This window comes from Pseudomonas sp. BP8 (assembly GCF_017875955.1).
GTDB lineage: Bacteria > Pseudomonadota > Gammaproteobacteria > Pseudomonadales > Pseudomonadaceae > Aquipseudomonas.
This window is the reverse complement of record NZ_JAGINK010000001.1, coordinates 2,132,675-2,149,640: the sequence shown is the minus strand read 5'-3', so window position 1 is coordinate 2,149,640 and position 16,966 is coordinate 2,132,675. Positions and strand designations below refer to the sequence as shown.

At 62.5% G+C, this 16,966-nt stretch carries 16 protein-coding genes; 9 read left to right on the top strand and 7 right to left on the bottom strand.

What is annotated here, in order from left to right; translation table 11 throughout:
- Window positions 1–29 precede the first annotated feature (29 nt).
- The 3 genes from phhA (at window position 30) to J3B00_RS09450 (ending at window position 2,934) form a co-directional block, all read left to right on the top strand.
- Window positions 30–818 (top strand): phenylalanine 4-monooxygenase, encoded by a 789-nt coding sequence (gene phhA, locus J3B00_RS09460; protein WP_209867024.1) that lies wholly within the window; start codon window positions 30–32, stop codon window positions 816–818.
- A gap of 39 nt (window positions 819–857) precedes the next feature.
- Window positions 858–1,214 carry a 4a-hydroxytetrahydrobiopterin dehydratase gene (locus tag J3B00_RS09455; protein ID WP_209867022.1) on the top strand — a complete coding sequence of 119 codons (357 nt, stop codon included), beginning with the start codon at window positions 858–860 and terminating at the stop codon, window positions 1,212–1,214.
- A gap of 532 nt (window positions 1,215–1,746) precedes the next feature.
- Window positions 1,747–2,934: an MFS transporter gene (locus tag J3B00_RS09450; protein WP_209867020.1), complete on the top strand. Its 1,188-nt coding sequence runs from the start codon at window positions 1,747–1,749 to the stop codon at window positions 2,932–2,934.
- Window positions 2,935–2,972: 38 nt separating this feature from the next.
- On the opposite strand, the gene J3B00_RS09445 is transcribed toward J3B00_RS09450, so the two are convergent.
- Window positions 2,973–5,993, bottom strand: a complete 3,021-nt coding sequence (locus J3B00_RS09445) for an FAD-binding and (Fe-S)-binding domain-containing protein (RefSeq protein WP_209867018.1) — start codon at window positions 5,991–5,993, stop codon at window positions 2,973–2,975.
- A 151-nt stretch (window positions 5,994–6,144) separates the two neighbouring features.
- On the opposite strand from J3B00_RS09445, the gene J3B00_RS09440 reads away from it, so the two are divergent.
- The gene (locus J3B00_RS09440) at window positions 6,145–7,029 is read left to right on the top strand and encodes a LysR substrate-binding domain-containing protein (RefSeq protein WP_209867016.1); all 885 of its coding nucleotides are present in this window, start codon (window positions 6,145–6,147) and stop codon (window positions 7,027–7,029) included.
- A gap of 77 nt (window positions 7,030–7,106) precedes the next feature.
- Here J3B00_RS09440 and J3B00_RS09435 read toward each other — a convergent pair whose 3' ends face one another.
- From J3B00_RS09435 to J3B00_RS09410, 6 genes are all read right to left on the bottom strand, one after another.
- Window positions 7,107–8,525: an amino acid permease gene (locus J3B00_RS09435; protein WP_209867014.1), complete on the bottom strand. Its 1,419-nt coding sequence runs from the start codon at window positions 8,523–8,525 to the stop codon at window positions 7,107–7,109.
- 704 nt (window positions 8,526–9,229) lie between these two features.
- Window positions 9,230–10,333 carry a 23S rRNA pseudouridine(2605) synthase RluB gene (rluB, locus tag J3B00_RS09430; protein ID WP_209867011.1) on the bottom strand — a complete coding sequence of 368 codons (1,104 nt, stop codon included), beginning with the start codon at window positions 10,331–10,333 and terminating at the stop codon, window positions 9,230–9,232.
- Between the two features lie 260 nt (window positions 10,334–10,593).
- Window positions 10,594–11,379 carry an SMC-Scp complex subunit ScpB gene (scpB, locus tag J3B00_RS09425; RefSeq protein WP_209867009.1) on the bottom strand — a complete coding sequence of 262 codons (786 nt, stop codon included), beginning with the start codon at window positions 11,377–11,379 and terminating at the stop codon, window positions 10,594–10,596.
- Window positions 11,380–11,400: 21 nt separating this feature from the next.
- Window positions 11,401–12,099: a ScpA family protein gene (locus tag J3B00_RS09420; protein WP_209874713.1), complete on the bottom strand. Its 699-nt coding sequence runs from the start codon at window positions 12,097–12,099 to the stop codon at window positions 11,401–11,403.
- A gap of 125 nt (window positions 12,100–12,224) precedes the next feature.
- Window positions 12,225–12,854 carry an L-threonylcarbamoyladenylate synthase gene (locus tag J3B00_RS09415; RefSeq protein WP_209867006.1) on the bottom strand — a complete coding sequence of 210 codons (630 nt, stop codon included), beginning with the start codon at window positions 12,852–12,854 and terminating at the stop codon, window positions 12,225–12,227.
- A 13-nt stretch (window positions 12,855–12,867) separates the two neighbouring features.
- Complete coding sequence (locus tag J3B00_RS09410; protein ID WP_209867004.1) at window positions 12,868–13,728, bottom strand: PHP domain-containing protein; 861 nt, start codon at window positions 13,726–13,728, stop codon at window positions 12,868–12,870.
- 67 nt (window positions 13,729–13,795) lie between these two features.
- Here J3B00_RS09410 and J3B00_RS09405 point away from each other — a divergent pair, with 67 nt between their 5' ends.
- From J3B00_RS09405 to J3B00_RS09385, 5 genes are all read left to right on the top strand, one after another.
- On the top strand, window positions 13,796–14,392 hold the full coding sequence (locus J3B00_RS09405) for a septation protein A (protein ID WP_119143676.1): 597 nt from the start codon (window positions 13,796–13,798) through the stop codon (window positions 14,390–14,392).
- Between the two features lies 1 nt (window position 14,393).
- On the top strand, window positions 14,394–14,693 hold the full coding sequence (locus J3B00_RS09400) for a YciI family protein (protein ID WP_209867001.1): 300 nt from the start codon (window positions 14,394–14,396) through the stop codon (window positions 14,691–14,693).
- Window positions 14,694–14,806: 113 nt separating this feature from the next.
- Window positions 14,807–15,157 carry a translation initiation factor 2 gene (locus J3B00_RS09395; RefSeq protein WP_209866999.1) on the top strand — a complete coding sequence of 117 codons (351 nt, stop codon included), beginning with the start codon at window positions 14,807–14,809 and terminating at the stop codon, window positions 15,155–15,157.
- A gap of 7 nt (window positions 15,158–15,164) precedes the next feature.
- A complete protein-coding gene (locus J3B00_RS09390; protein WP_209866997.1) occupies window positions 15,165–15,842 on the top strand; it encodes a response regulator transcription factor in 678 nt (225 codons plus the stop codon).
- A 663-nt stretch (window positions 15,843–16,505) separates the two neighbouring features.
- Window positions 16,506–16,922, top strand: coding sequence for an LTXXQ domain protein (locus tag J3B00_RS09385; RefSeq protein WP_209866995.1), 417 nt, complete (start codon window positions 16,506–16,508; stop codon window positions 16,920–16,922).
- The last annotated feature ends 44 nt before the right edge of the window (window positions 16,923–16,966 follow it).

Genomic DNA, 16,966 nt, shown 5'->3' with positions numbered 1-16,966 from the left:
AACAATAAAGCCCTCACCAGGAGAGCCACATGAAACAGACGCACTACGTGGCACGCGAGCCCGATGCACAGGGTTTTATCGAGTACCCGCAGCAGGAACATGAGGTGTGGAACACCCTGATCACCCGTCAGCTGAAGGTGATCGAAGGGCGGGCATGCCAGGAATACCTGGACGGCATCGAGCAGCTCAAGCTGCCGCATGAGCGCATCCCCCAGCTTGGCGAGATCAACAAGGTGCTCGGCGCCACCACCGGCTGGCAGGTCGCCCGGGTTCCGGCGCTGATCCCGTTCCAGACCTTCTTCGAGCTGCTCGCCAGCAAACGCTTCCCGGTTGCCACCTTTATCCGCACCCCGCAAGAGCTCGACTACTTGCAGGAGCCGGACATCTTCCACGAGATCTTTGGCCACTGCCCTTTGCTGACCAACCCGTGGTTCGCTGAATTCACCCACACCTATGGCAAGCTCGGCCTGGCCGCCACCAAGGAACAGCGCGTCTACCTGGCGCGGCTGTACTGGATGACCATCGAATTCGGCCTGATGGACACGCCGCAAGGCCTCAAGATCTACGGTGGCGGCATCCTCTCGTCACCTAAAGAGACGGTCTACAGCCTGTCCAGCGAGCCTGAGCACCAGGCCTTCGACCCGGTCGAGGCAATGCGCACGCCGTACCGCATCGACATCCTGCAGCCGCTGTATTTCGTCCTGCCGAACCTCAAGCGCCTGTTCGACCTCGCCCATGAAGACATCATGGCGATGGTCGAACAAGGCATGCAGTTGGGCTTGCACGCGCCGAAGTTTCCACCCAAGGTCGCGGCCTGAGCCGCCTTGACGATAACAACTCAAACTGGAACCAGACCCATGAATGCCTTGAACCAAGCTCACTGCGAAGCCTGCCGCGCCGATGCACCGAAAGTCAGCGACGATGAACTGGCGCAGTTGATCCGCGAGATCCCGGACTGGAACATCGAAACGCGTGACGGCCACATGGAGCTTGAGCGGGTTTTCCTGTTCAAGAACTTCAAGCACGCCCTGGCGTTCACCAATGCCGTGGGTGAAATCGCAGAAGCCGAGGGCCATCACCCAGGTTTGCTGACCGAGTGGGGCAAGGTCACCGTGACCTGGTGGAGCCACTCGATCAAAGGCCTGCACCGCAACGACTTCATCATGTGCGCGCGGACTGACAAGGTTGCCGAGGCGGCTGAAGGCCGCAAGTAAATCGCGCGCGACGCATATTTTGATGGATGGCACCGGTTCTCGCCGGTGTTCGCGGGGCAAGCCCGCTCCTACAGGGGGATGCGCAACCCTGTTGGGCGGGATTGTCCCGCGAACACCGGCGAGAGCCGGTGCCAGACACCCCCGCCAATACCCGCCTCTCCCCGCCTCGCCGTCCGGTATCCGCACGCAACCCGACAACTGACAGGCAAAAAGTTCAAACTGTCATGCAGACTGCTGTATCCTGCTCAAGCTTTTTCAAAGCCCCAAACGCGCCTGGCGCAGCCTTTTCACTCACACTTGCGAGGACGACGAGATGCACGAAATCCCGAATCTTCCCTTCCCAAGCTTGAACCCAGAAGAGCACACCGTTGCCGCTCACTCCGAACCGACGCCTGCCGTCGAGGATGGCGACGATACATCCAGCGCTGATCAGGAATAACTGCGCACGACAGTGTGAAAACGGCTGACTTACGGGAACTCCCACGTCATCGCGTTTTCACACCGTCCAGAACCTCTGCCACGAAGACCCCCAATGCCCGACTCACCGCGCCCCCTTGCGGTCACCCTGCAAGTCGTCTCGATCGTCCTTTTCACCTTTATCGGCTACCTGAACATCGGCATCCCCTTGGCCGTACTGCCTGGCTATGTGCATAACACACTGGGCTTCAGCGCCGTGGTCGCAGGCCTGGTGATCAGCGTGCAGTACCTCGCCACCCTGCTCAGCCGCCCCACCGCCAGCCGCCTCATCGATAACCTCGGCAGCAAGAAAGCCGTCATGTATGGCTTGTTCGGCTGTGGCCTGAGCGGGGTGTTCATGCTGGCCTGCAGCTTTCTCAGCGACTGGCCATGGCTGAGCCTGGCCTGCCTGCTGATCGGCCGGCTGGTGCTGGGCAGCGCGGAAAGCCTGGTCGGCTCTGGCTCGATCGGCTGGGGCATCGGCCGTGTAGGCGCCGACAACACCGCCAAGGTGATCTCCTGGAACGGCATCGCCAGTTATGGCGCACTGGCCGTCGGCGCTCCGCTCGGGGTATTGATGGTCAAGCACTGGGGGCTGTGGAGCATGGGCGTCAGCATCATTCTGCTGGCAGTGATCGGCCTGTTGCTGGCCTGGCCCAAGCGCGCCGCGCCGATCGTCAGCGGCGTGCGCTTGCCGTTCCTGCAGGTGCTGGGCAAGGTCTTCCCGCATGGCTCGGGCCTCGCCTTGGGCTCGATCGGCTTTGGCACCATCGCCACGTTCATCACCCTGTACTACGCCAGCCGGGATTGGCCTAACGCCGCGCTGACGCTGAGCCTGTTTGGCGCCAGCTTCATCAGCGCGCGGTTGCTGTTCGGCAACCTGATCAACCGGATTGGCGGGTTCCGTGTGGCAATCGCCTGCCTTTCGGTGGAAACCCTCGGCCTGCTGATGTTGTGGCTGGCACCGAACGCGGAGATTGCCCTGGCCGGGGCAGCACTGAGTGGCTTTGGCTTCTCGCTGGTGTTTCCGGCACTGGGAGTGGAAGCGGTCAACCAGGTGTCGGCGGCCAACCGCGGGGCTGCGGTGGGGGCGTATTCGCTGTTTATCGATTTGTCGCTGGGGATCAGCGGGCCACTGGTCGGCGCGGTGGCGGCAGGCTTTGGTTTTGCGTCGATGTTTCTCTTTGCGGCAGCGGCCTCGTGCTGTGGCTTGCTGCTGAGCGTATACCTGTATCGCCAGGCGCGGCGACTGCGCGCGGCCTGAATAGCTATCGCGGGGCACGCCCGCGATAGCTCTGACGATCAGCGCTGGGCGTACTGCAACACCACTTCCAACGGGTGGCGCATCTGCCGATCAGCCAGGCGTTTGACCTGGCTGCGGCACGAATAGCCGGTCGCCAATGGCTCGCCTTCCTTGTCCAGCTTGGTCGCCCACGACTGCTCGAAGATGGTCCGCGAGGTCTGCTGGTTGCGCGCCTCGTGGCCATAGGTCCCGGACATGCCGCAGCAGCCGGTTGCCTCGGTCACCAACTTGAGCCCCATCAGGGCAAACACCTGCTCCCATTGGCGAGTACTGGCGGGCACGTTGGTCTTCTCGGTGCAGTGCGCCATCAGGCGGAAGTTGCCGGGGTTGGCCGTCATCTGCTCTGGCAACACGTCGATCAACCACTCCTGCGGCAGCAGTACCTTCGGGCAATCTTCCAGGCCAGGCACCTTCTGATACTCCTGGCGATAGACCAGGGTCATCGCCGGGTCGAGCCCAACCAAGGGCACGCCACAATCGGCCAGGGCCTTGAGCTGACTGCCATTGCGAATCGCCGCCTTGGCAAACGCGCCGAGGAAGCCCTGCACGTGCAGTGGCTTGCCATTGGCACTGTACGGCGCAAGGAACACGCGATGGCCAAGGCGATGCGCCAGCTCGATGAACGAGGCCAGCAGCGGCGTTTCGAAGTAGCGAGTAAAGGCATCCTGGACCAGCACGATACTGCGCTCGCGCTGGGCCGGGGTCAGCTCGCGCAGCGCTGGCACGCTGGCCACGCCGACGCGGCAGCGGGTCAGGGTCGCCTGGAAGTTGAAGCGGCTGATCAGCGGGCTGTCGACCATGCCGATCTTGTCCGCCAGCAGCTTGCTGACCCACTTCGAACCCATCACCGCGTTGTACAGGCCCGGCGCATAGGCCATGTAGGGGATGCTGAACTCCAGCGAGCCAATCAGGTAATCGCGCAACGGGCGCTGGTAGCGACCGTGGTAGAGCTCAAGGAAGCGCGAGCGGAAGTCCGGGACATTGACTTTGATCGGGCACTGCCCCGCGCACGACTTGCACGCCAGGCAACCGGCCATGGCGTCATACACTTCGTGGGAGAAATCAGCCTGGCCTTGCTGCTGTGCGCGGTTGTTGCGCAGCCGCGTCGGCAGCCCCTTGAGCCAGGACACCTTGCTCCGCGCAGCCGCCAGCACGTCGATATCCGCCGCACCTTGCAGGCGCAGCCATTCGCGAATCAGCGAGGCACGGCCCTTGGGCGAATGCTGGCGCTCGCGAGTCGCCTTCCAGGACGGGCACATGGCATCGTTGGGATCGTAGTTGTAGCAGGCACCGTTACCGTTGCAATGCACGGCGCTGCCGAAGCTCTGCCAGACGCGCTCATCGATGGTCCGGTCAAGGTCGCCGCGCAAGGTCACGCCATCGACCTTGGTCAGGCCTTCAACGTTGTCTGGTGGGGTGCAAATCTTGCCCGGGTTGAGCTGGTTGTGCGGGTCGAACGCGCCCTTCAGGCGCTGCAGCGCCGGGTACAGCGCGCCGAAGTACTCAGGCACATATTCCGAACGCAGGCCTTTGCCGTGCTCACCCCAGAGCAACCCGCCGTAGCGCTTGGTCAGCGCCGCGACGGCATCGGAGATCGGCTTGACCAGCGCGGCCTGGGCCGGGTCTTTCATGTCCAGGGCCGGGCGCACGTGCAGCACGCCGGCATCGACATGGCCGAACATGCCATAAGCCAGCCCGTAGCTGTCGAGCAGGGCGCGGAAATCGGCGATGTAGTCCGCCAGTTGCTCCGGCGGCACCGCAGTGTCTTCAACGAAAGGCTGCGGGCGCACCTCACCTTCGACGTTGCCGAGCAGGCCTACCGAGCGCTTGCGCATGGTGTACACGCGAGTGACCGCCTCGGCGCCCTCGGCCAGGGTGTGCCCCAAGCGCTCGACGCCCTTGTCAGTCTGCAAGTGCGCGATGAACGCCTGCACCCGCGCGTTGACCTCGGCCGGCTCATCGCCGCAGAACTCGATCAGGTTGATACCCAGGGTCGGCCGCTCGGCGTCGGCCGGGAAGTACTCGGCGACGCTGTGCCAGACGATGTCTTTCATCGCCAGCATCAGCACCTTGGAGTCGACCGTTTCGATCGACAGCGGCTTGTGCGCCATCAGCGCATTGGCGTCGCGCAGGGCGTCCATGAAGCTGGTGTAGCGGACGTTGACCAGCACTGCGTACTTGGGAATCGGCAGGACGTTGAGCTTGGCCTCGACCACGTAGCCGAGCGAGCCTTCCGCGCCGCACAGCACGCTGTTGAGGTTGAAGCGGCCCTGCTCGTCGCGCAGGTGCGCCAGGTCGTAGCCGGTCAGGCAGCGGTTGAGCTTGGGAAAGGTGCTCTCGATCAGCTCGGCCTGGGTTTCCTGGATCTCGCGGGCGGTACGGTAGACCTCACCGGCGCGGCCTGGAGCGGCGCAGGCCTGGTCCAGCGCGGCATCGTCGATGGGCAGGCTGTGCAGGCGCTCGCCGCCGAGCAGCACGCTGTGCAACTCCAGCACGTGATCGCGGGTCTTGCCGTAGGTGCAACTGCCCTGGCCACTTGCGTCGGTGTTGATCATGCCACCCACGGTGGCACGGTTGGAGGTCGACAGCTCGGGGGCGAAGAACAGCCCATGGGGCTTGAGTGCGGCGTTGAGCTGATCCTTGACCACGCCGGCCTGGACCCGCACCCAACGCTCTTGCACATTGATTTCAAGAATTGTGTTCATGTGCCGCGACAGGTCGACAACGATACCGTCGGTCAACGACTGGCCGTTGGTCCCCGTGCCGCCACCGCGCGGGGTCAGCCGGATCTGCTGGAAGCGCGGCTCGTTCATCAGTGCTGCGACCTTGGCTACGTCGTCGGCATCCAGCGGGAACACCGCCGCTTGCGGCAGGCGCTGGTAGATCGAGTTGTCGGTGGCGAGCACGGTGCGGGTGGCGTAGTCGGCGCTGATCTGGCCACGGAAGCCGCTGCTGCGCAGGACTTCGAGGAATTCGGGGTAATTGACGGCAGGTGCGCTAGTCGACAGCTGGGCGATCATCGTTGGATGGCCTCTTGATATGGGCTGATTCACGGTAAACGTGCCACCCTGGCATGAATGACGCTGGCAAGGATGACGAGTAGGCCAATGTTCCTGTACTTTCCAGCCAGGGGCAAATGGATATTCCTGCCGCTATTGATGAGCTTTATGAATGAATTACCGCCACCTGACGCCCTCGATGTCCTTGCTGCTGGCATTCGAAGCCGCAGCGCGGCATGAAAGCTACACCCGCGCCGCTGCCGAACTGTCGCTGACCCAGAGTGCGGTCAGCCGCCAGGTGCAGGCGTTGGAGCAGCAACTGGGCCTGACGCTGTTTCGCCGCGAGGGGCGTCAGGTGCAACTGACGGACGTCGGCCGCTTGTACCAGCGCGAGCTGAGCGAGGCCCTCGGGCGGATCCGTAGCGCGACCCTGCAGGCGCTGGCCTACCAGTCCGGTGTCGGCACCTTGCGCCTGGCCACCCTGCCCACCTTTGGCTCGAAGTGGCTGCTGCCGCGCCTGCACGCTTTCTATGCTGCGCACCCCGGCATGCTGGTGCATATCCATTCGCGCATCGAAGCGATCAATTTTGACACCAGCGAAATCGACGCGGCGATCGGCGTTGCCAGCCATGACTTGCCGGGATTGATCTGCCACCGCCTGCATGCCGAGGAGCTGCTGGTGATCCTGCCGCCGAACGCGGCCAACGATGGGCAGGCCTGGAGCCCGGCGCGGATCAGTGGCGAGGTGCTGCTCAACGTGGCGAACAACCCGCACGCCTGGGGTGAATGGTTCTCGCACCATGACCTGCCCCACCGCTCGATGCGCCTGGGGCCCAGCTTCGAGCTGACCTCGCACTTGATTCAGGCGGTGCGCGCGGGGATTGGCATCGGCCTGGTGCCGCGAATCCTGGTGGAGGAAGAGCTGGCCAAGGGCGAGCTGTTCAGCCCCGGGTCGGCATTTGCCAGCCAGCGCAGTTATTACCTGATCTATCCGCCGCGCAACGAGGCGCTGCCGTCGTTGCGGGCGTTTCGTAGCTGGCTGCTGGAGCAGATCTGACCGACTGGCCAGCACAGGCAACAAAAAACCCGCTGCCAGTCGCCGGGCAGCGGGTTTTCATCCAAACCTATCAGCGCTTACTTGGCCACCGACTCCGCAGCGCCAGCACCGTCAACGGCACGCTTGCTCTTGACCGAATAGGCCAGGAACATCACCAGCAGCCACACCGGGATCGCATACACCGAGACCTGGATCCCCGGAATCATCAGCATGATGCCCAGGATCAACACGACGAAGGCCATCACCACATAGTTGCCGTAGGGGTACCACAGCGCCTTGAACAGCGGCTTCTGACCGGTACGGTCGAGGTGCTGACGGAATTTGAGGTGCGAGTAGCTGATCATCGCCCAGTTGATCACCAGCGCCGCCACCACCAGCGACATCAGCAACTCGAGGGCATGCTGCGGCATGAAGTAGTTGAGCAGCACGGCAACCAGAGTCACCGCCGCCGACACCAGGATCGAACGCACAGGCACCCCGCGCTTGTCGATCTTGGCCAGGCCGGCTGGCGCATCACCCTGCTGGGCCATGCCGTAGAGCATGCGCGCGTTGCAGTAGGTACCGCTGTTGTATACCGACAGCGCCGCCGTCAGGACCACGAAGTTGAGCAGGTGAGCAGCCACGTCGCTACCCAGCAACGAGAACACCTGAACGAACGGGCTGCTGCCATAGCTGCCGCCCGAAGCGTCGATGCTGGCGACCAGGTTGTCCCACGGGGTCAGCGACAGCAGGATGACCAAGGCACCGATGTAGAAGATCAGGATGCGATAGATGACCTGGTTGATTGCCTTGGGGATCACAGTTTTCGGCTTGTCGGCCTCGGCAGCGGTAAAGCCGAGCATTTCCAGGCCACCGAAGGAGAACATGATGATCGCCAAAGCCATTACCAGGCCACTGACGCCATTCGGGAAGAAGCCGCCATGCGCCCACAGGTTGGTAACCGAGGCTTCCGGGCCGCCGCTGCCGCTGGTCAGCAGGTAGGCACCGAGGCCGATCATGCCGACAATGGCCACCACCTTGATGATCGCGAACCAGAACTCGGCCTCGCCGAACACTTTGACGTTCATCAGGTTGATAGCGTTGATCAGCAGGAAGAACGCCGCAGCAGTGACCCAGGTCGGGATCTCCGGCCACCAGTAGTGGACATACTTGCCCACTGCACTGAGTTCGGACATGCCTACCAGGATGTACAGCACCCAGCAGTTCCAGCCCGACAGGAAGCCGGCGAAACCGCCCCAGTACTTGTGGGCAAAGTGGCTGAAGGAACCGGCAACCGGCTCTTCGACGATCATTTCACCGAGCTGGCGCATGATCATGAAGGCGATGAAGCCGCAGATCGCATAGCCAAGGATCATCGAAGGGCCGGCAGACTTCATTACCCCGGCCGAGCCCAGGAACAACCCGGTACCGATCGCGCCACCCAGCGCGATCAGCTGGATATGGCGGTTTTTCAGGCCGCGCTTGAGCTCGCCTGACTGCATGTTTTGTCCACTCATGAACGAAGTCACCTGCTTGTTTTTATCTGTGACGGAATCGGACCCACCGCGCTCGTGGCGCAGCGGAATGGGCAAGGTGGTTACCTTGGATTTTCCTCGACTCGGGCGACGCGGCGGGCAACAAAGGGCCCTGGACAGTCAACCGGGAGTCAGGAGCGCGCGGTACGCAAGGGGGTCACAGATAAAACGCGGCGCATTGTATACCTTCGCGAACGCGCAGGCGTCAACGCGTTGCGTCATTTCCTGTAAGAAAAACGCACCGGTCCCGTGGTATTTGCCTGAAAAGGCGGAGTGATCGGCGTACATGGCGCCTCCATTTGTTGTTCTGTTAACCGGGCTCTGCGGCCTGGCCATGCACACGGCATGGGCGCTATATCAGCGTGTGGCGGGGGGTTGGGCAAGGGGCTGGCGAGCTGCGCGAGCGCTCTGGCATGGGCTGTTCGGCAAGTTCTGTTTACACGCGGAGTGATCAGCCGTGAAACTCAGCGAAATCGTAAAAAAATGCTTACAGCCTGGCTAATAAACTTTCCAGTCAAAGCCGGCACCGCTCCCACAGAACGCGCACACCTGCAAAAATGCGTACCCCTGTGGGAGCGGCTTTGCCGGAGCGCCGGGCCGGTCGGAAAGAGCTGCACATCAGCTGCAAAATCTCCAGGCGAAAAAAAACCAGCCCGAAGGCTGGCTCTTTTCATACAACGGCCGAATCAGCCGCGCGGCTTGCCGCGGCCACCGCCAGCAGGCTTGCCATCGCTAGGCTTGCCGCGCAGGGGGCGATTGCCCTCTGGTTTGCTGGTGCGTTTGCGCATGTCGCTCGGGCGCTCGGCAACGGTGCTGCTGCTTGGGCGGCTGCCCTTGCGTGCAGCGGCGCTGTCTTCACGCGCTGGACGCGCCGGACGCTCGGCCTGGCCTTCCTGCGCCGGGCGCAGGTTGCGTACGCGCTCGCCACGGCCCAGTGGACGCGTGGACTTGCGCTGCATACGCTCCATCTTGTCCTTGGCCTTGAGGTTCATGGTCGGCAGCGCGACGGGCTGCAGGCCGACTTCAGCGGCAAGGATGTCGATTTCGTACTGGCTCATTTCGCGCCAGCGGCCCATCGGCAGGTCGGAGTTGAGGAACACCGGGCCGAAACGCACGCGCTTCAGACGGCTGACGATCACGCCCTGGGATTCCCACAGGCGGCGCACCTCACGGTTACGACCTTCCATCACCACGCAGTGGTACCAGTGGTTGAAGCCTTCGCCACCGGGCGCCTTCTGGATGTCGGTGAATTTCGCCGGACCATCTTCGAGGACCACGCCAGCCTTGAGGCGGTCGACCATTTCGTCGTCAACTTCGCCACGCACACGTACCGCGTACTCGCGGTCCATCTCGTAGGAGGGGTGCATCAGGCGGTTGGCCAGCTCACCGTCGGTGGTGAACAGCAGCAGGCCGGTGGTGTTGATGTCGAGGCGACCGATGTTGATCCAGCGGCCCTCTTTCGGACGCGGCAGGCGATCGAACACGGTTGGACGGCCTTCTGGGTCGTCGCGGGTGCAGATCTCGCCATCGGGCTTGTTGTACATGATCACCCGGCGAGTAGCCTCGGAGGCCTCCACGCGCTTGATCAGCTTGCCATCGACGGCAATCGCGTCGTGCAGGTCGACACGCTGGCCAAGGGTAGCGGCAACGCCGTTGACCTTGATCCGGCCCTGGCCAATCCAGGCTTCGACGTCACGGCGCGAACCCACGCCAATACGGGCGAGGACTTTCTGCAGCTTTTCGCCGGACGGAGGAATTGGCTGGGTATCTAGCAGGTCTTTGTCACTCATCTGGGCACCTCCCGGTGTAAGAATGAAATGCGGGTTTTGGCGACGAATGCGCCAAAGGGGCGCGCATCATACGCGGTTCGCAGGGCGAACGCACTCGAGAGTAGCGGGTTTTGTGTGGGCCGCGCAGGTTTGCGCCAAACGGTCGGTTGCGCGGTGCCAGTCGCGCCCTCTTCGCGGGGCAAGCCCGCTCCTACAGGGATCACACCAACCCTGTAGGAGCGGGCTTGCCCCGCGAAGAGGCCAGCGCAGGCGCCGCCGATTCAAGGCTTCGGCTCAATCTCAGCGTCAACCGAAGATTCCTCGTGGAGATCTTCAGAGGCCTCACGCAAGTCGTCGAAATCGGTCTTGAGGCCCTCCTCCATCGCATCGAGTTCGACCAGCAAGCTCCTGAAACTGGTCTCTTCCACCGGCTCGCCCGCCTCACTATCGCCTTCACCCAAGCTGGCATCTGCCAACGCCTGCAGATGCGCCGGCACCGGCGCATCATCCGGGTCGAGCAGCGGCTCAGGCTCCATTTCGCGCAGCTCGGCCAAGGCGGGCAAGTCCTCAAGGCTCTTCAGGTTGAAGTGATCGAGGAACACCTTGGTGGTGGCAAACATCGCCGGCCGACCCGGCACCTCGCGATAGCCAACGATCCGGATCCACTCACGCTCCATCAGGGTCTTGATGATATTGGTATTGACCGCCACCCCGCGCACGTCTTCGATTTCACCACGGGTGATCGGCTGACGGTAGGCAATCAACGCCATGGTCTCGAGCAGCGCACGCGAATAGCGCTGCGGCCGTTCTTCCCACAGCCGGCCCACCCACGGCGCATAGGTCTCACGGATCTGCAGGCGGTAGCCGCTGGCCACTTCCTTGAGTTCGAAGGCACGGCCATTACAGGACTTGGCCAGCACCTCCAGAGCTTTCTTGAACACGCCAGGCGCAGGCCGCTCCGCCTCTTCGAGCAGTTCATACAGACGTTCAAGGGATTGCGGCTTGCCCGAGGCCAGCAGAAACGCCTCGATCAGCGACGCCAGGTCGCGCGGTTCATTCAGGTTCATGGGTCTTCAGGTCTGCTTGCTTCACTCGGTCCGGGCGCGGACATGGATCGGGGCGAAAGGCTCATTCTGCACGAGTTCGATGAGCGATTCCTTAACCAGCTCGAGAATCGCCATGAAGGTGACCACCACGCCGAGTTTGCCCTCCTCGGCCGTGAACAGCGCGACAAAAGGCACGAAAGCACCGCCTTTGAGGCGCTCGAGCACATCGCTCATGCGTTCGCGGGTCGACAGCGTCTCGCGGGTGATCTGATGGCTCTCGAACAGGTCATTGCGGCGCATGACTTCGGCCATCGACAGCAAGATTTCCTCCAGGCTGACCTGCGGCAACAGTTTGCGCACCTTGGCCTGCGGGGCTTCCAGGCGCGGTATGACCACGTCGCGGCCAACCCGGGGCAACTGGTCGATGCCCTCGGCGGCGGCCTTGAAACGCTCATACTCCTGCAAACGACGAATCAGCTCGGCGCGGGGATCGCCCTCTTCTTCCTCGATTTCAGCCGAACGGGGCAGCAACATGCGCGACTTGATCTCGGCGAGCATGGCTGCCATCAACAGATACTCGGCGGCCAGTTCCAGGCGCACCGACTGCATCATCTCGACATAGCTCATGTACTGGCGGGTGATTTCCGCCACCGGGATGTCGAGGATGTCGATGTTCTGTTTGCGGATCAGGTACAACAACAGGTCAAGCGGCCCCTCGAAGGCTTCAAGGATCACTTCCAGGGCATCCGGCGGAATGTACAGGTCCAACGGCAGCGCGGTGAACGCTTCGCCATAGACCAACGCCAGCTGCAGTTGCTGGGGCGTTTCGCTGGCTTCGAGCGACGGCTGGGCCTCGATCAGTTCGCTCACGCGTTCGCCATGAACGGCGCGGGGTCGCCGCAGCCCACACGAACCACCTCCGGCTCGTCACCGGTCAGGTTGATCACGGTCGAGCCCTTGAGGTCACCAAAGCCGCCGTCGATGATCAGATCGACATGATGCTCCAGAGCCTGGCGGATCTCGTAGGGATCGCTCATCGGATCGTCATCGCCGGGCATGATCAGGCTGACACTCATCAACGGCTCGCCGAGCTCTTCAAGCAGCGCCAGCACGATCGGATTGGACGGCACGCGCAAACCGATGGTCCGGCGTTTTTCATGCATCAGCAAGCGCGGCACTTCGCGGGTGGCATTGAGAATGAAAGTGTACGGGCCTGGCACGTGCGCCTTGAGCAAGCGGAAGGTGGCCGTGTCGATCTTGGCGAACAGGCCCATCTGCGACAGGTCGCAGCACAGCAAGGTGAAGTTGTGGTTCTTGTCCAGCTGGCGCAGGCGGCGTACCCGCTCGACCGCTGTCTTGTCGCCAATCTGGCAACCCATCGCATAGGCCGAGTCGGTGGGGTACACCACCACGCCGCCCTTGCGGATGATTTCAACGGCCTGTTTGATCAGGCGCGCCTGCGGGTTTTCCGCGTGAATCTGGAAAAATTGGCTCACGAAGTCTTCCTGTTCATATCGCCATAGGCTGTTCATGCTTGAATCGGCGCCACAGAGGTGGCAGGTCCTCGGGCAATGGCCGGTAGGCACCGATCTCGCCCCAGGTGCCGGGGCCGTGGAAGTCACTGCCAGCACTTGCCAGCAGGCCGAACTCACGGGTGAGGATGGACATGGTGCCCACCTGCTCGGCGGGCATCATCCCATTGACCACTTCAAGCGCCTGCCCACCTGCCTGAATATAGTCGGCAATCAGCCGTCTGCGCTTGCTGCGGGTCAGTTCGTAGTGCATGGGATGGGCCAGGCTCACCCAGGCATTCGACCGGCGCAGGGTCGCGACAGTTTCCTCGAGTGTCGGCCAGTGCAGCTTGACGTCGCCCAGCTTGCCGGCACCGAGCCACTTGCGAAAAGCCTCGCCACGATCCTTTACATGGCCCGCCCGGACCAGGTACTCGGCAAAGTGCGGACGTGCCGGCGCATTGCCACTGTCGCCCAGTTCCTGCTGCACCGCGCGCGCACCATCGAGGGTGGCGGGCATGCCCTTGGCCGCCAGCCGACGGTCGATTTCTTCGGCGCGCAGCCAGCGACCGCGGTGCAAGGCCTCGATAGCCTCGAGCAGCGGCGGCGCATCGAGGGGAAAATCGTAACCCAATATGTGGATGGTGGCACCGCCCCAGGTGCAGGACAACTCGACCCCACTGACCCAGTGCATACCACGCTCAACGCAGGCTTTACGGGCCTCTGGCAAGCCTTCGAGGGTGTCGTGATCGGTCAGGGCGAGCGTCTGCACCCCGTGCTCGTGGGCGCGGGCGACCAGAATCGAAGGCGCCAGAGCGCCATCGGAGGCCGTGCTGTGACAGTGCAGATCAACATTCATGGAGGAGCGCTACCGCTGGAATCGATGTTTGATATTATGCCGACACATCCCGCTTCTGGCTGCCATTGTGAAACAATTCATCGATTTCATCCCGCTGCTGCTGTTTTTCATCGTCTACAAGCTTGACCCGCGCCCACTCGAGTTCGCCGGCCAGAGCTTCGAACTGGGCGGCATCTACAGCGCCACTGCGGTGTTGATCGCAAGCTCGCTGGCAGTCTACGGCGCCCTGTTCATCCGCCAGCGCAAGCTGGAAAAAGGCCAATGGCTGACGCTGGTGGCGTGCCTGCTGTTCGGCGGCCTGACCCTGGCGTTCCATAGCGAGACCTTCCTCAAGTGGAAGGCGCCGGTGGTCAACTGGCTGTTCGCAATCGCCTTTGCCGGCAGCCACTTCATCGGTGACCGGGTGTTGATCAAGCGCATCATGGGCCACGCGCTGACCCTGCCGGACGCGATCTGGGCACGGCTGAACCTGGCCTGGATCTGCTTCTTCCTGATCTGCGGCGCGGCCAACCTGTTCGTCGCCTTCACCTTCCAGAGCTTCTGGGTCGACTTCAAGGTGTTCGGCAGCCTGGGCATGACCGTGATATTCCTGGTCGCCCAGGGCGTCTACCTGTCGCGCCATCTGCACGACAGCGATCCCACTACCCCCAAGACCGAGGATTGACATGCTTTACGCCATTATTGCCAGCGACGTCGCCAACTCGTTGGAAAAGCGCCTGGCCGCACGCCCTGCGCACATCGAGCGCCTGCAGCAGCTCAAGGCCGAAGGCCGTGTAGTGCTGGCCGGCCCGCACCCGGCAATCGACAGCAACGACCCGGGCGAGGCCGGCTTCAGCGGCAGCTTGATCGTGGCCGAGTTCGACTCGCTGGTGGCAGCGCAGGCATGGGCCGATGCCGATCCGTACGTTGCAGCCGGGGTATACGACAAGGTTGTGGTCAAGCCTTTCAAGCAAGTGCTGCCTTGATCGTAGCGTGCCAGTCAGGGCTCGAGGGGAGTCCTGACTGACACGACGCCCCGCTCATCTAATCCGACCAACGGCCGACAACCTCCTGAATCGATACCAACTCAGGAGTTCCGATGCGCCAAGGTCCGCTGTCCCTGCTGCTTTGCCTGCTGTTGCTGAGCCCGTTGGCCTGCGCCAACAACGCCTTGTCGTTGGAGTCCGGTGCACGGACTACCGAGCTGCAACAACGCCTGGAAGAGAGCGACAAGCAACGTGCGACCCTCGCCGAGCAGCTCACCCGCCTGCGCCAGGACAACCAACGCCTGGCGCTGTCGATCAAGCAAATGCAGGCCAATACCCCCCAATCGCCGATCACCGACCAACAATTATGGTTTCTGATTGGTTCAGGCGTTGCACTGTTCTCGGTACTCTGCGGTATCTTTGCCAGTGGCGGACACAGAAGACGCCGTCAATGGTTGAATTGAGTGAGTCATGAGCGAGCTGTTACTGATTGATGATGACCAGGAACTCTGCGAGCTGCTCGGCAGCTGGCTGACCCAGGAAGGGTTCGTGGTACGTGCCTGTCACGATGGCCTGAGCGCGCGCCAGGCCTTGGCCGAACAGGCACCGGCCGCCGTGGTGCTGGACGTGATGTTGCCCGACGGCAGCGGCCTGGAGCTGCTCAAGCAGTTGCGTACCGAGCATACCGATTTGCCCGTGCTGATGCTGTCGGCCCGGGGTGAGCCGCTGGACCGTATCCTCGGCCTGGAACTGGGTGCCGATGATTACCTGGCAAAACCGTGCGATCCACGCGAGCTGACCGCTCGCCTGCGCGCGGTGCTGCGCCGTAGCCATCCGGCGGCGATCAGCAGCCAGGTCGAGATCGGTGACTTGGCCTTTAGCCCGGCGCGCGGGGTGGTCAATGTCGAGGGTCGCGAGATGACCTTGACGCTGTCTGAGAGCCGCATCCTCGAGGCCCTGCTGCGCCAGCCTGGCGAGCCGCTGGACAAACAGGACCTCGCGCAGATTGCCCTTGGGCGCAAGCTGACGCTGTATGACCGCAGCCTCGACATGCATGTCAGCAACCTGCGCAAGAAGGTCGGCCCGCATCCTGACGGCAGGCCGCGAATCGTTGCCCTGCGCAGTCGCGGTTACTATTACAGCCTCTGAGTCGTTGCGAGCGGCAGGTTCTCCTTGGATTTTTCGGGGGCTATGAGCTGTTTGCTTGGCTGGCTTAGGAATTGTGGTCTTATCCATTTGATATGGTGGCGCTACTGGCCCCTTCCGCCCTTACGGCCATCCCTTTCAAGGTCTTTGCGTTAACTCCGAATTTCATCATGTAGGCCAGCAATGCCGGGGGCGCTGCGCACCCCTTTCGCGACACAAGGCCGCTCCCACAGAGATAGCGCATGCCTCAAGAGCGGCGCGGCTCGCTCCTCTGGGCAACTGTCTTGCACTCAACCTCAAGCTGGCGCGGTCTCTGTGGGAGCGGCCTTGTGTCGCGAAAGGGGTGCGCAGCGCCCCCGACATACTCAAGTCAGACACAATTTCAAAATATCTTGAAAGGGATGGCCGTAAGGGCGGAAGGGGCCAGTGGCACCACCACACCTAATGGATAAGCCCCCAGCTTCCAAGACCCAGACCATAACCCCCGGCAACTCCTGAAAAACCAAAAAAAGCAGCCTGCCCCCTCCAATACATCTCTCGTAACTCACACCTTACAAATCCCCCCGCGTCTTTACCCTGCCTTTACCGTCACCTGACCGCGCTTGACCTTGATCTCCCTAAACTGGGCTCATCCGGTAACGACCGGCCCATGACAGGAGATACACCATGCGCAAGACCCTGATCGCCCTGATGTTCGCCGCCGCCTTGCCAACCGTTGCCATGGCCATGCCCGAAGGCGGCCCGCGCCACGACGGCCCACATCACCGCGGTGACGCGCCTTTCGCCCAGCTGGACCTGACCCACGAGCAGCGCCAACAGATCGGCAAACTCAAGGGCGAAGACATGAAAGCCCACCGCGACATTACCAAACGCTACCTGGACAAACTGCCAGCAGCCGACCAGAAAGCCATGAAGGACGAGCTCAAGGCCCGTCACGACAAGACCCAAAGCGAAATCCGCGGCCTGCTCAAGCCCGACCAGCAGAAGAAGTTCGACGAGCAGCAGAAAAAACGCGCCGAACGCAAGGCTGAATGGAAAGAGTTCCAAGCCTGGAAGGCTGCCAAAGCCGGCAAGGCCCAGTAAGCTGTCAAACCGATACCCGGCCCGCCCGCAAGCGGGCCGGGTTT